This window comes from Oenococcus kitaharae DSM 17330 (assembly GCF_000241055.1).
GTDB lineage: Bacteria > Bacillota > Bacilli > Lactobacillales > Lactobacillaceae > Oenococcus > Oenococcus kitaharae.
The window spans coordinates 1,818,790-1,833,825 of record NZ_CM001398.1 but is presented as its reverse complement, the minus strand read 5'-3'; the positions used below and the strand labels follow the sequence as shown (position 1 = coordinate 1,833,825).

Genomic DNA, 15,036 nt, shown 5'->3' with positions numbered 1-15,036 from the left:
GAATCGACGAGTGCTTCCCAGTCAGCAAGTACGTCTAGTTCGGAATCTACGTCGGAACCAGTTCCTGAGTCTCAGTCAGAATCCAATTCAAACGGTCCAACAGCAGCGGCCACTCATAAGAAAACTTCCGGTATGCTTCCGGTGACTGGTAAGAGTATCAATGATCTGACCACTTTGGCTGATCTTGGTTTACTCGCTTCTCTTGGATTAGTCGCTGGCAAAAAACGCCGCAACCGGAAAAATTCGGCTGATTAAAAAGTCTCTTATTCAAAGTAAAAGTCATCTAACTGAATTAGATGGCTTTTGTTTTCTATCCTAACTATCTTGATGATTAAAGCATTTAAAACAATTATGTTTCACAAAGACTTCCGATCGCGTTTTCTATGGACGGCGTTAATTCTGATCGTCTTTGAAATTGGCCAGAATATTTTGATTCCTGGTATTGACCGGGGCAGCCTCGCGAGATTAATCGGCAGCCAGTATGCCTTGAATTTAGCGGCTAGTGTCACTGGTGGCAATTTACATCGTTTTTCTTTACTGGCTATCGGGCTCGGTCCCTATATGTCAGCTTTGATTGTTTGGCAGGCCTTGAGCTCAATTAAGGCTTTTCACTTGGATCGCATCTCAGAGCGTGGTGACCATCTGCTTAAAATGTTGATTACGATCTTGGTCGCTTTGATCCAAGGCTTTGTAATTGCCCAACAGGTTAAGACTTCACCTGCACCGTTTCTTTATTGGTCAAATCCACTTGCTGCAACGCTCATGATCACACTGCTTTTGACGACGGGGGCTGTTTTTCTTTCCTGGCTGTCTGATATGAATGCCGAACTAGGCATCGGCGGCCCAAGTGCTTTGATTGTTGCTGGCATGATTAGCGGTTGGTTTGTACAGATTAGAAACTTCCTAGAGGACTATTTATTTGAGAATTTTAATTTCAATTCAATTATTTTGGTCTTTGTGTTGGCCTGCACCATGCTGTTTATTTTGATGATGATGGTTTTTATGTATCAAGCTGAACTGCGGTTGCCGGTTGCACACATTACGATTGACAGTTCGCTTTCTGCTGATACCTATATTCCAATAAAATTGGTGCCCGCAGGTGCGATGCCATTTATGTTTGCTATTTCTTTCTATGCTTTTGCACGCTATTTGCTGTTATTTGCGGCTTCTTTTTCCTCAGAACCCGCTTGGATCGTATCCTTGCTGAAAAATACGAATTTAGATCAACCTAATGGCATTATTCTTTATTTGCTCGTATTGAGCTTATTGTCCTATGCTTTCGCTTTTTTGAATATTAATCCTAGTGATATTGCAGAAAAACTGCAAAAGAGTGGTGATTATATTTGGAATATTCGACCGGGCAGGCCAACGCGCAAATATATTAGCCGCCATTTGATTAGAATGTCTCTAGTAGGCACTTTGTATATTGATTTAGTATCAGCTGTGCCACTGGCGATCGGTATTCGTGATCCCAGTTTTACTGGCTATGGTTTATACGTGGGTATGCTGATTACATTAGTCAGCATGTTGTTGACCGTGATTGATCAGGTGAAAGCTTTGACGGAAAAATACAATTACAGTGCTTTACTGCCGCTTCCTGAGGCAGAGGTGAGGAGGAAACGTCCATGATTTATTTCGTGCCTGCTTGGCTGCACAGTGGATTTCGTCCAACTGATTTTGACGATACGGTCCATCAGTGCCAGATTTTTAGCAAGGGTGATGTGGCAATTGAATTGATGATGATTCAATATGCGCCTAACCTATCTACTAGTCTGCATACGCAGAATTTGCTTGAAATTCCGCACTGGTCTGTTTTTGATGACATTCAAGCGACTCATTTTGACTCTTATCGTGCCCTAACCTTTGATGATTTTAGTTGGCCTGAGCAGATTGAAAAAATCTACACACCTTTTAATATCGTTGTGCAGGATCAGCGCGGTCGGATTGGCCAGGTCGCTTTTAATGATGAAGGACAACTTTCTGAAATAGTTCGTTTTAAAGGTGACTTGATTGTTGAAAGACTACTGATTGACAGCCGTGGCTTTGTTTCCAGTATTCTTCACTACGATGGACAGGGTCAAGCAGTTTATCACGATTATTTAGACCTATCTGGTAATTGGCGTATTCGCGAATCTTTGTCGAATGGTCAACAAAGTATCACGGTTAATCCGAGTTTTGCTGATGATTTCCAACGATTGAATTATGACAATTTAGATCAAGTTGTGATCGAATTTACGAAAAAACACCTCTCGCAGCGGCATACTGATGCAGATACGATCATACTGGCAGCCGACCCCGAACAAGATCAGCTGATCTGGCAAGCGAGAACTTCTGAAAAAGTGATTCTATCTTTTTTTGCCAACCGTTATCGCATGACTGATGCAACAGATGAACAACTAAAAAAAGAAATGACATTATCGGCTGGCCTGATTGCTGATGAGAATCACAATTTAAAGCGACTGGAACAACAAATAAAGGACTTTTTCCCGAGGCTCGAACAAGCTGCTCAGTTAGCTAAACTATATGAACTAACACCTTACGATACGCGATTACAGTTAGGACAGAGCCAGCGTGAGAAAATGCTGACCATTTATATGCCGGTCAAACAGATGCCGCTCGCTTCTGCGGGCAAAATTGTCGATCTGCTGTTTGCCAAGATGCTGGATAATCCGCAAATAGGCCTGTTTTTGGCCGTAACTGACGATGATCAGCTGGCCGAGCTGAACGATTGGATCAAAAAAAGAATCGCTGATATTTTTCAGATTGTTTTTCCTGATCAGGACGCTAATCCTGATGCATCGGATTTTCAGCAGGGAGAAAATCAGTTGGCAGATGTTCAGCCAGTGGATCCGGCACTAACTGAGGCTCAAGTATTTTTGTCACGTGTTTCCGTGGCAAAGGTTCAGTCTGAGCGTGCCGTTATTGCGAGTCTGAGACCGGTTAGATTGGTAATTGATTTGGCTGCCGAGGCTGATTTGTTTACTCAAATTGCCGCCATTAGTGCCGGTATTCCACAAATTAATTTGCAAGCGTCTCAATATGTGACTGACCATAAAAATGGTTTGATCTTAAAAAAACTATCAGATCTCAGTGCAGCGATTGATTATTATTTTATTGGTCTGCAGCATTGGAATGAAGCACTGGTTTATTCAGTCAAACAAATGGAAAAATACACGGATTTTAATTTGCTGAATCATTGGTTGGAGGCATTGGGTGAATAAAAGAAACAAATTAGTTAAAGTCTTGCAGATTGGCGATGAGGATTGGCGATCTCTACTGCTTGACGAGAAAAGCGAAAAAATTCAGTTCTTTTTTTGCGACGCTCAGGCGGTAGATCTCTCGATTCTGGACGAAAAATTCGGCATTTACTTATTCACGAGTATGTCCAGTTTAAAGCTGTTAAAAACACTTTTTCATCGTATTGCGCCTTATTACGTTTTATATGATGCCGCTTTAGCGCTTTCAAAGGAAGAACAACGATTATTACTTTCAAGAGAAGCCTATGCAATTGATATGTCTGATCCGATTAAGGTTTATCAACTTTTGAATCGCGACTTTACGGGCGGCCAATTGGGTGCGAAAATGTCTGTTGATCGTTTGGATATCGCTGATAGTTATACAGGGTTGATTCATTATGACGGACATTTAGGCATCGAATTGTCCGGAGATTTTGGCAGCCGTTTCTCCCAAATTTTAACTTGGCGTTATGATATTCCGCTTGGGCCTGATAGCGACTATGAACTGTGGCCGGCATTTGCGGTGGATGGCGGTGTACAGATTAAGCTGCGCGTGAGCATGATAGCAAAAGGCGGTTCGCATATTCAACGACAGGTTGTTATTGGCCAGGCACAATTACAAAAGCCTTTTCTGCTACAGTCTCATCGTGAAGATAGTTTTTTGGCCTTTTCTATCGAAGCTCAGGGTCGCGGCCATCTTAAAATCGGGCCCTTGCATTATCGCAAGTCTCGTCATGGTTATGGCCAGCTGGTTGTTGGCGGCCAGCGTCATGCTGATACCAAAAGGGAAGAACTCTTGTTTTATTTTAATCCTGGTGACTTAAAACCGCCTTTGAATGTTTACTTCTCCGGTTATCGCAGTGCTGAAGGTTTTGAAGGCTACGGTATGATGAAGGCCTTAAAAGCGCCTTTTCTATTGGTTGCCGATCCTCGCATTGAAGGCGGCTCCTTTTACTTAGGCTCTCGAGAACTGGAACGCAATGTACTGAAACAAATTGATACAGCCTTGTCCAAACTGGGTTTTAATCAGCAGCAGTTGATTTTATCCGGCCTATCAATGGGCTCCTTCGGTGCTTTGTATTATGGCAGCAGCCTGCATGCCGATGCGATTATCGTAGGCAAACCGCTTGTCAACATCGGCAGCATAGCTGCAAACGAAAAAATGATTCGTCCTGGCGGTTTTCCGACTTCTCTGGATATTCTGCGTTCTTTAACAAAGGAAACACGTCTTGATGCAGGCCAGGAATTAAACGATCGTTTTTGGAGACGATTTTTGGAGACTGATTTTCAGCATACGAAAATTGCGATTGCTTATATGCTGAATGATGATTATGACTCAACGGCTTATGATGATCTGCTATCAGTTTTGCAAAAACAGCATACGCAACTAATCAGCAAAGGTATCCCTGGCCGCCATAATGATAATAGTCCAGCTATCAATGATTGGTTTTTGCGCCAGTATCACAACATTTTAAGACACGATTTTCAGAGAGGCGCTGAATGAAAACAGATAATGCCACAATCAGTCATATTATTTATTGGACCAGTGGCGACTCCGATGATTACCTATATGGCAGCTCCGTGACTTATTCAGCGCTTGATCGCGTGGACTTTGTCAATCCATTAATGCCAGCCAGCTTTAAGATTCACGCTTGGCAGTCGATCACTAATTTTCAGAATGACCGAACTGTTCCGCAGCTGCCGCCATTGAAAAGAGGCCATCACTATCATATTGAAATTGATGCTCAGAGCAGGCCGGAGAAGACGCTGTATACGCAAATATTTTTTTATACGATTGCGCAAGAAGAAATCGAGATGCTGACTATTACTGACCAGCAGCAGGATTTTGTCTATCCTGAAAAAGCTTTTTCTTATGAGGTCAGACTGATTAAGGCGGGCCTGCATGAATTATTATTTCATGAGATTAGAATTAGTGAAACACAAGTGCAAGATGCCCAAGCAGACGCTGTGGAGGCTGCTTTGATGCCATCATCCAGCCGTCTGACATCATCCTTTGCACATGCCGATCCCCAACTGCATCAACTGAATCTGCTCTTTACAGAGCCCTCTAAGAATTTTTTCCAACAGATCGATCCCGACCAGCTGCCCCTTTTAAAAAATCTATTAGTCATTAATGATCAACGTCCTTATGCGGGCTTTTATCTCGCAGATGAAGACCAGCGTGATTATGAACGAGATTTTCGGATATATATCTCGCACTTTTGCCAGAAACACAAGCTCTCGGCGATGAATTTGATTGCTTATGGACCCATTTCCAGCTTTGCAGCCCTTTATTACCGCCATGTTTTTGCTCATGCGCAAGCTTATATCAGTGCTGACTATTTATCTCAGCCAGCTGATTTAAAACAATATACAAGAATCGGATCAAAACGTCAGCAGCATCTATCGACTATTTTGACAGATTCAGATCATCAATTGCGTTTAGACCAAGATTGCCACTGCTATTTGTCACTTGCTAATTTAGAGCAGGGTGTTGACGGTTTTATTCAAAAAACTGTTTTCAAGCAAGCGCGTTTACAAAAGTTGCCTTATGCAGAACTGAATCAGGATAGGAGCGAATGACTTATTATTGTGAGAAATTTTAGCCTAATTAAACACCAGCATCGCAGCCCGCAGCATCTGCTGAAACAAATTAACGATTTACAGGATCAAATGGCCTCTTTATCCGATGACGCGCTGAAAGCTCAGACAGCTGTTTTTAAAAAGCGTTTGGGTCAAGGAGAGAGTCTGGACGATCTTCTACCAGAGGCTTTTGCAGTTGTTCGCGAAGCTGACTACCGTGTTTTATCCATGAAACCCTTTGATGTCCAAGTTTTCGGTGCGATTGTCCTGCACGAAGGCAATATTGCCGAGATGAAGACTGGAGAAGGCAAGACCTTGACAGCTACGATGCCCATGTATCTGAATGCGTTAGACGGGCAGGGCGCGATTTTGGTAACAGCTAATGCCTATCTGGCTGAACGTGATGCAGAGGACATGGGACGCGTTTACCGCTGGTTGGGCCTTTCTGTGGCAGTTGGCGTCAGCAGTGATGAACAAGATCTGACCGTCGATGACAAGAAGAAAATTTATGCCTCAGATATTGTCTATACGACTAATTATGCGCTGGGTTTTGATTATCTGATCGATAATTTGTCGACTTTTCCTAGCGAAAAATATATGCGGGCCTTTAATTACGTCTTGATTGATGAAGTTGATTCTGTGCTGTTGGATAGTGCCCAGACACCCTTGATTATTTCTGGTGCGCCGAAAGTGCAATCTAATTTATTTGCCGTTAGTGACAATTTTATCCGTACTTTAAAAAAAGGCCCCGATTTTAAACTTGATGATGAAGAAAAAAATGTTTGGCTGACCCAACACGGCATTGATCTGGCAGAAAGATTTTTTGATGTCGATAATTTATTTAGTGTTCCGCACCAAGACTTGTTCCGCCACATCGAATTAGCTTTAAAAGCGCATGAGCTGCTGAAACTGAACCGGGATTATGTTGTTGAACATGGAGAAGTTCAATTATTAGATGCGATTGACGGCCGTGTTATGCCGGGTACTAAATTGCAATCTGGCCAGCATCAAGCCATCGAAGCCAAGGAACATGTTGAATTGACGCCTGAGACTCGCGCTATGGCCTCAATCACTTACCAGAATTTGTTCCGCATGTTTAAAAAAATTTCTGGCATGACGGGTACAGCTAAGATCAGTCAAGAAGAATTTTTGGAAACATACAATATGAAGGTTATTTCAATTGCAACGAACAAGCCCACGATTCGTCAAGACTTGCCGGATCATTTGTATCTTTCTTTGCCTGAGAAAATTGCTGACTCAATGAAAAGAGTTGAAGTTTTGCACAAAAAAGGCCAGCCGGTCCTGCTGGGCACTGGTTCTGTTGGTATGTCGGAAATTTATTCTAACATTCTGTTGGATAAGGGAATTGCTCATAACGTGTTAAATGCTTATAACATTCCTAAAGAAGCTCAAATTGTCGCTGAGGCTGGGCAAGCTGGTGCCGTGACGGTGGCAACCGCCATGGCAGGACGCGGGACTGATATTAAATTAGGTCCGGGTGTGGCACAGCTTGGCGGATTGGCTGTGATCGCCACTGAGCATATGAAAAGCAAGCGCGTGGACGATCAGCTCAGAGGAAGAGCTGGCCGTCAAGGGGATCCAGGATTTAGCCAGTTTTTTGTTTCTTTAGAAGACGATCTGCTGATCAAACAAGGGCCTGAATGGGTTCGCCATTACTTTAGAAGGAAATCGAAAAAAATTCTCAGCAGGCACAAGTTCCGGAGTTTGGTAGACAAAACGCAGCGTTACGAAGATGAACAGGCCCATCGTACGCGAATCCAAGCCTTAGAATTTGATGAGAATCTGCGTATCCAGCGGGACATGGTTTACGATACTCGAAATAAAATTATTTTCTTTCAAGGATCTTTGGATGCAGAAATTCTTCTCATAGCCAAAATGGCTTTCAAAGACTTTTTCGCTCACAAAGAGAACTTGCAAGAGACGAAAATTGTGCGTTTTATCTTAGACAACTTGGACTACAACTTCGTAGATAGCCCCAACGCCTTTCGTAGCCAGGACATGAAGGCGATGATCACGCTTTTATTGCCCTTGGTTAAAAAAAGATTAATGGAACGGAAAAAGTTCCTCGTTGATTTCCAACAGCTGGTTCACTTCGAGAGGATGTCGATTTTGAAAGCGATCGACACTGCTTGGGTCGAACAAGTTGATAATTTGCAGCAGTTAAAAGTTGCTGTTGTTAATCGTCAATATTCACAAAAAGATCCTATTTTTGAATACCAGCGTGAAGCAGCTCTTTCCTATGCGAAAATGAAATCAGTTATTCGTTTATCGGCTTTAAGAAACTTTATGTTAAGCGACCTAGTCAAAGAAAAAGATGGCAGTGTTTCAATTTACTTTGCTTAATTTTATGGCTATGAAGAAAGATAATTAAAAACAGCAGGTACAAGGGGGAATAATGAAGTTTCATATTACAAATCTTTACGGTCAATCACAAGCCAGCACGGCCCAAATAGCACAAAATATGGTGGCTAAACAGGCTGAACAATTGGGTTTTAAAGAAATTGGTATCTATTCATACCCGATTCGAAGTGACCATGGGCAGGAAATGAGCAAACGGATAGACGGCATGCTGGCTAGTGTCAGTTATGGCGATCTTGTCGTTATGCAGATTCCAAGCTGGAATGGCGTTGAATTTGAGGAAGCTATGGCACGTAAATTAAGAGCCTATCAAGGATTGAAATTAGTTGTTTTTGTGCACGATTTTATTCCTCTGATGTTTGAGAATAATGCTTATTTAATGAAACGCTATATTGATCTCTGCAACCTTGCCCATGTCGTCATTCTGCCCAGTCAGAATATGCGCGAGCAGCTTGCTGACAATGGCTTAACTGCCCAGACTGTGATTCAGCATATGTGGGACCATCCTCAAGACATGGATGTGTTTAAAAAAAATTTTGAAAAAAAATTCTATTTCGCCGGCAATCCGGACCGTTTTCCATTTGTGAAGAATTGGCACTACGACAGCCCACTAGAAGTTTTTGCAGATACGCCGACTGATTTTGATGCGGAGCAAAACAAGCATGTTTCCTTTAGCGGCTGGAAAAGCGGTGCTGATCTGCTGCTGCATTTCTCGGGCGGATTCGGGCTTGTATGGAGCGAAAATATCAGTAATCAGGCTGAAAGGAACTACTCCAAGATCAATATTTCTTATAAGCTGTCAGCTTATTTATCTGCTGGTATTCCTGTGATTGTTAATCGCGGTATCTCTAATCAGAGCATTATCGAAGACAATCATCTTGGGCTGGTGGCATCTTCGTTAGATGAAGCGAACGATATGGTAAGTGCGCTAACTGAAAATCAATATGCAGAAATGGTGAAACAGGTTGAAAACTTTGCGCCGCTTTTGAGAAAGGGCTATTTTACAAAAAAATGTTTGATTGACGCAATTGGCAAAGCCTTGATGGTTCAGGAGCATTTAGAAAAATGACAGTTTATAGTTTTAATCTCGGTATTGGCTGGGCCAGCAGTGGTGTTGAGTATGCGCAGGCCTATCGAGCTAATATTTTTCGAAAGTTGCACCAACCAGCTAAGTTTATTTTTACAGATTTGATTCTCAATGAAAACATTGCGCATTTGACAGAGAACATTGGTTTTCAGGATTCTGAAATTATTTGGCTTTATACTTTCTTCTCGGATTTTGAAATTGCGCCTAGCAGTTATCCCTTGTCACAATTAGAAGCTAGTTTTCCATTCGCTGCTAGCAGCGTGGAGAGAAGCGAGAAACAAGTCCGCTACATATTCCAGAGCAACAATACAATCGTCACAGCCTACCTAAAGCAGGGCTCGTCTTTTGTTGAAAGAGTTGAATATGTTTCTCGAGGGAAACTGATTCGCAAAGATTATTATAGTTATGGCCGTTTTTTGACGGAATATTATGCCCCTAAAGATAATCGCGCACATGCCTATTTGCGGCGTTTTCTGAATGAGAACGGGAGTGTTGCTTTTGAAGAAGTAACCGATGATCAGGGTCAAGCGTTTTATCGTTTCCCGGATCGTATCATTGATTCTAAAGAATTATTGATTCAATATTTTGTTTCCTGTCTGCATTTGACGGCAGATGACAGCTTGATTATTGACCGCTCGACTGGTATCGGTCCATCCATCATGAAGGCCAAAGGGCCGGCTAAAGTTGGCGTTGTGATTCATGCGGACCACTTTAATGCTGGCAGTACGAATGATGATTATGTCCTATGGAATAATTTCTATGAATTCCAGTTTGAAAATGCGGCTGACACTGATTTTTTCATTACTGCCACAGCCCAGCAGAAAAAATTGCTAGCCAAGCAATTTGATCAATACATGCATACTCAGCCCCGTATTGCTGATATCCCGGTTGGCAGTATCGATCATTTGTCTTATCCAACAGAAGCGAGGCGGCCTTATTCCCTGATGACAGCTTCTCGTATTGCTGGAGAAAAACATATCGATTGGGCTGTGATTGCTGTCAGCCAAGCACACGAAAAAATCCCGCAGCTGACCTTCGATATATATGGCAAAGGTGGCGAAGAGCAGCGTATTAACAAGCTGATTCAAAAATTAGGCGCAAGCGATTATATCCATTTAAAGGGCCATGTGGATCTAACTAATGTTTATCAGCATTATGGAGCCTATTTATCGGCCTCAACCAGTGAAGGCTTTGGCCTAACCTTGCTAGAAGCGATTGGGTCCGGCCTGCCAATTATTGGTTTTGATGTCCGTTATGGCAACCAGACCTTCATCAAAGATCAGCAAAATGGCTACTTAATTCCTTCGGACCGCAGCGAGGAACTCCACTTTAATCTTGATGAGATGAGCGACAAGATAGTCCAGCTCTTTACGAAAGATGATTTAAAAGCTTTTCAACAGCAATCCTATGATATTGCCGAAAACTTTTTAACAACAAAAGTAGAAAAGAAATGGCAGCAATTATTGGAGGCAATTCATGATTAATTTATTTGACAATTTTAATCAAGCCAGTCAGGATTTGTATGCGTCTTTGCAGCTTTCAGGTTTTCATCAGCCGACGATTGTGATTAATGATAATGGCTTTCTGCCCGACCAGGTGCAGTCTCCCTATGCCTTCTTTTCGACTGGCAATCATGACTTGCAGGGTAAGCCGAAAAGTTTCTATGAGATCCCGATACCAAAGTTTTGGGAAATTCGCGCAGATGGTAATGCTGCTGATATCTTTGATGATGGTGTCAAACGAGGCCACATGACTTATTACCTGCCGCTGGCAAATCATCGCATTGTTTCTGAGGTGGCATGGTTCAATCGGCAGGGCAAGACACAGTCGATTGATCACTATGATCGTTTTGGCCGGCGCTTTGCCGAAACAACTTGTGACGAAAATGGCCATTGGTTTGCGACCAGCTACTTTAGTTTGTCTGGCACGGAGACGATTATTGAAAATCATCAAACCGGTGATATTATCTTAAATTATCATGCTCAAGTTTATTCTTTTCCTTCGAAGACGGATTTTGTCTTATTTTATTTAAAGGAAGCTCATTATAAGCTGGATCGCATTTTTTATAACTCGCTTTCAACACCCATGCTGCTTTCTTATTCACTAAAAACACCCGGCAACGACGTTTTGTTCTGGGATGAAGCGCTTGGCGAACAGATCCCGGGCAATATGCAGGTCATTTTAAATGATGATCAGCAGCGTACAAAACAAATTATTTTTCAAAATCAGGCTGACTTTGAACAAATGATGAGCAGCTATCAGGGCGAAGGATTAAATAAAATTCACTATCTCAGCTTCTTGTTTCAATATCTCCGTGAGAATACAGGCAAAGCGAATGCTTTGATTTTGACAAATTCTGACCAGATCGAGCAATTAGAAACACTTGTACGAGCATTGCCCGGCATGCATTTTTCGATTGCTGCTTTGACGGAAATGTCCAGCAAATTAATGGCTTTCGCTGATTTTGACAATGTGGATCTCTATCCAAACGTTCCTGCCCCGCTTATTTCGAAGCTATGGGCTGACAATGATTTTTATTTGGACATTAATCATGGCAATGAAATTCTGTCGGCTGTACGGAAAGCTTTCTTGCATCAGCAGCTGATCTTATCTTTTCAGAACACTTATCATGCTGCTGACTACGTGAGTCCTGACTTAATCTATGATGCTGGTAATGGTGACGCAATGATTAAAGAGCTACAATCGCTCACAGCAGATCCTGATAAACTTAGGATAGCTTTAGCACAGCAAAAACATCATTTATCAACGTCAACCAGTGATGACTATCGTCACATGCTAAATTGATGGCTATAAATAAGGAGTAGAAAATCTTGGCAGAAAGAAAAGACAAATCATCGAGTCCTTTGCGTCAAGAAATCAGTCACGAACTGGAAGAGATGCGCTACGACCGACAAGAGAGTCCAAGAAAACATAATGGCTATTCTTTTACTCAAAAATTAATTTCTTGGTTAGTTGTATTGGTGGTCGTTGCTGGTATTGTTTATAGTTTAATTGTTGCACTGACTTCCCGTTAAATTAAAATTTAAAAAAGTTCCGTAGTAAAAAGACCGCTATTTGTGGTCTTTTTTGATAGGCATCAATGGACTAACGGCTCGCAGTGGCTGTCTCAGTTGAAATATGCTGAGTCCTTGACAAGAGTTTGCGGTATTTACCAGGCGACATATGCTGCTCATGTTTGAACAATTTAATGAAATAGCTGACGCTGTTGAATCCACAGGCAAAACAGATTTCAGTAATGTCATTGTGCGTTTCAGCTAGCATTTGACCAGCTTTATAAAGCCGAAAATTATTGATGTAAGCAAGCGGCGTCTGGTCATAAGTTTTTTTGAATTTGCGAATAAAATATTCACTAGAGAGGCCGGTTATTTGTGACAACTCAGGGATCGTAATTTTTCTGGCGTAATTTTCGTGAATATAGCTGACTGCTTGGAAGAAATGTTCATTTAAATCGACATGGTCCTTTTCGGGACGGGACTGAAAGAGATGGTCCGAAAAGAAAAGGTCGAGCAGTTCTAAAATCATAATTTTGCTCTGAAAATACCAATCTTGTTGGCCAGCAGCGTGTGCTGTAATAATGTGCTGCATTAAGGCACGGTATTTCGCATTGCGATCAGCCGGCAGCAGCGTGTCCAGGACAATTTTGCCAGTCAGAAAAGGTTTGATCAATTCCACCATCATTTGATCTTCATAACTGCTTTTCAAAATTTCCGGAGAAAAGACAATCGCGTGATGCAGTGAAGGCGTATTTTTGATCGAACGGATTTCATGCAGGACACGGCTGTTAATCAGGACGATGTCATTTTCGTGTACAATCAGCTTTTTCTCGTCGATCGTAAAACTCAGGTTGCCTTGTTCGACCCATATCCATTCCCATTCATCGTGCCAATGGTAGGGCACATTCAGGCCGCCATGCGGATAATCTTGGTCATAAATGACGAGCGGTGTGAGCGGGCCGCCGTGTTTTGTGAAATCTTTTAGTGTGTTTGTCAGTTTATTCATATCAATATCGTTATACTTTTAGTTGTTATTCTAATAGAAAACGCTTACAAAAACAAATATTCTTTTCTTTGGGGGGAAGTTTAACGATGAATGAGCAACTCAATAAGCAGGTGATTTACCAGATTTATCCGCGAAGTTTTAAAGACAGCAACCATGATGGTATCGGCGATCTGCCCGGCATCACGGAAAAATTGGATTATCTGCGCGATTTAGGCATCACAATGATTTGGCTGACACCGATTTTCAAATCGCCTAACCACGACAACGGTTACGATGTGTCCGATTATTATGCCATCAATCCTGAGTTCGGGACAATGTCCGATTTTGAAACCTTGGCAGCTCAAGCGGCTGACCGCCATATCGGCATCATGCTGGACATGGTTTTCAATCATACTTCCGATCAGCATGACTGGTTCATCAAGTCGTGTGCTTCGATTAAGCCTTACGATGATTTTTATATTTGGCGCGATGCCAAGGACATGGCAGCTGGTTCGGGATCGGATGACGAGGCTTCTTTTGGCGGTTCGGTCTGGCAGTTTGATGAGGCCAGGCAAAGTTATTACTATCATTCTTTTGATAAAAGCCAGCCTGATTTGAATTGGCGTAATCCGCTCGTGCGTGAAAAACTGGCCGAGGTGGTCAACTTTTGGATGGCTAAAGGTGCCAAAGGTTTTCGTTTCGATGCCATTGACGGTATCGGCAAAATTCTGCAGACGAAAATCACTCACGATTCCGACTTGACGCACCGTTACCTGACCGAATTAAAGAATCGCAGTTATGGCAAAGACCCGCAAATTCTGACGGTTGGCGAGACAGGCGGTGCGGATATTAAAGAGGCTAAACGTTATACGAACCCTCAGACCGGTGAAATGACGATGGTTTTTCAGTTTCAATTAATGAATCTGGATCATTTGCGTAATGGTGACTGGATCAAACGGCCAATTACGATGGCTGATTTTAAACGTGTCATCGGCCTTTGGCAGACTGAACTCAATGGTCAAGGCTGGTCGGGACAGTTCCTAGGCAGTCACGATTTTCCACGAATTGTCTCGCGTTTTGGCAACGATTCCCCACAATACCGGGATTTAAGTGCCAAACTGTTGGCGACGCTGATTTTTTCTCTGCAGGGTACACCTTATATTTTCCAAGGTGACGAAATCGGCATGACCAACTATCCTTGGCAGGCCTTGTCGGATTTTCGCGATGTCGAGTCGCTGAATTATGCCAATAAGATGGCAGCTGAGGGATTCAGCCAAGAAGATATTGTGGCACGTATCGGACAGAACAGCCGGGATAACGCCCGGACGCCAATCCAGTGGTCTGGGTCAGAAGCTGGTGCCGGTTTTACAGATGCCCAAAGCTGGATTGGAATCAATCCGAACTTTTCCCAAATTAATGTCAGCCAAAGCCAGCAGGATCAAGATTCTATTTTGGCCTATTACAAAAAAATCATTCAACTGCGAAAAGACAATCCAGTTTTACAAGATGGTGTTTATCGAGAAATCCCTGATACACCGGAAGCCGTTTTTGCCTTTACGCGGTCGGATGCTGCTGCTGATTTATCAGTTATCTTGAATTTTTCCGATCAAAGCCTATCTTGGCAGTCACCATTTTTGGCTAATCAGTCTGCTGTTCTGGCCGCTAATTATCAGGATCGCCGGCAGGGCAGTTTTAAAGAGGCTGTGCTGCGGCCTTATGAAGCGATTTGGTTCTCGTCCAAAAAGGAGTAAC

Annotated in this window: 12 protein-coding genes; 11 read left to right on the top strand and 1 reads right to left on the bottom strand. The window is 42.5% G+C overall.

Features of this window, described 5'->3' with window-relative positions; genetic code table 11:
* The 10 genes from OKIT_RS09725 to OKIT_RS09170 all read left to right on the top strand — a co-directional run.
* On the top strand, window positions 1-255 hold a 255-nt coding region (locus OKIT_RS09725; protein ID WP_007747380.1), incomplete at its 5' end, for an LPXTG cell wall anchor domain-containing protein.
* A 72-nt stretch (window positions 256-327) separates the two neighbouring features.
* Window positions 328-1,629 (top strand): accessory Sec system protein translocase subunit SecY2, encoded by a 1,302-nt coding sequence (secY2, locus tag OKIT_RS09210; protein ID WP_007747378.1) that lies wholly within the window; start codon window positions 328-330, stop codon window positions 1,627-1,629.
* The gene (gene asp1 / locus OKIT_RS09205) at window positions 1,626-3,221 is read left to right on the top strand and encodes an accessory Sec system protein Asp1 (RefSeq protein WP_007747376.1); all 1,596 of its coding nucleotides are present in this window, start codon (window positions 1,626-1,628) and stop codon (window positions 3,219-3,221) included. Before secY2 ends, asp1 begins: the two co-directional genes overlap by 4 nt.
* The gene (gene asp2 / locus OKIT_RS09200) at window positions 3,214-4,740 is read left to right on the top strand and encodes an accessory Sec system protein Asp2 (protein ID WP_007747373.1); all 1,527 of its coding nucleotides are present in this window, start codon (window positions 3,214-3,216) and stop codon (window positions 4,738-4,740) included. Before asp1 ends, asp2 begins: the two co-directional genes overlap by 8 nt.
* The gene (gene asp3 / locus OKIT_RS09195; protein ID WP_007747370.1) at window positions 4,737-5,819 is read left to right on the top strand and encodes an accessory Sec system protein Asp3; all 1,083 of its coding nucleotides are present in this window, start codon (window positions 4,737-4,739) and stop codon (window positions 5,817-5,819) included. Before asp2 ends, asp3 begins: the two co-directional genes overlap by 4 nt.
* Before the next feature lie 9 nt (window positions 5,820-5,828).
* Window positions 5,829-8,183: an accessory Sec system translocase SecA2 gene (gene secA2 / locus OKIT_RS09190; protein ID WP_007747367.1), complete on the top strand. Its 2,355-nt coding sequence runs from the start codon at window positions 5,829-5,831 to the stop codon at window positions 8,181-8,183.
* Between the two features lie 52 nt (window positions 8,184-8,235).
* Complete coding sequence (locus OKIT_RS09185) at window positions 8,236-9,267, top strand: sugar transferase (protein ID WP_007747365.1); 1,032 nt, start codon at window positions 8,236-8,238, stop codon at window positions 9,265-9,267.
* Window positions 9,264-10,769: an accessory Sec system glycosyltransferase GtfA gene (gene gtfA / locus OKIT_RS09180; RefSeq protein ID WP_007747363.1), complete on the top strand. Its 1,506-nt coding sequence runs from the start codon at window positions 9,264-9,266 to the stop codon at window positions 10,767-10,769. Before OKIT_RS09185 ends, gtfA begins: the two co-directional genes overlap by 4 nt.
* Entirely contained in the window at window positions 10,762-12,090 is a 1,329-nt protein-coding gene (gene gtfB, locus OKIT_RS09175) for an accessory Sec system glycosylation chaperone GtfB (protein ID WP_007747361.1), read from the top strand. The genes gtfA and gtfB overlap by 8 nt, the downstream gene beginning before the upstream one ends.
* 26 nt (window positions 12,091-12,116) lie before the next feature.
* Complete coding sequence (locus OKIT_RS09170; RefSeq protein ID WP_007747359.1) at window positions 12,117-12,320, top strand: hypothetical protein; 204 nt, start codon at window positions 12,117-12,119, stop codon at window positions 12,318-12,320.
* A 70-nt stretch (window positions 12,321-12,390) separates the two neighbouring features.
* Here OKIT_RS09170 and OKIT_RS09165 read toward each other — a convergent pair whose 3' ends face one another.
* Complete coding sequence (locus OKIT_RS09165; protein ID WP_007747356.1) at window positions 12,391-13,305, bottom strand: helix-turn-helix transcriptional regulator; 915 nt, start codon at window positions 13,303-13,305, stop codon at window positions 12,391-12,393.
* 86 nt (window positions 13,306-13,391) lie between these two features.
* On the opposite strand from OKIT_RS09165, the gene OKIT_RS09160 reads away from it, so the two are divergent.
* On the top strand, window positions 13,392-15,035 hold the full coding sequence (locus tag OKIT_RS09160) for an alpha-glucosidase (RefSeq protein WP_007747353.1): 1,644 nt from the start codon (window positions 13,392-13,394) through the stop codon (window positions 15,033-15,035).
* Window position 15,036: the final 1 nt, after the last annotated feature.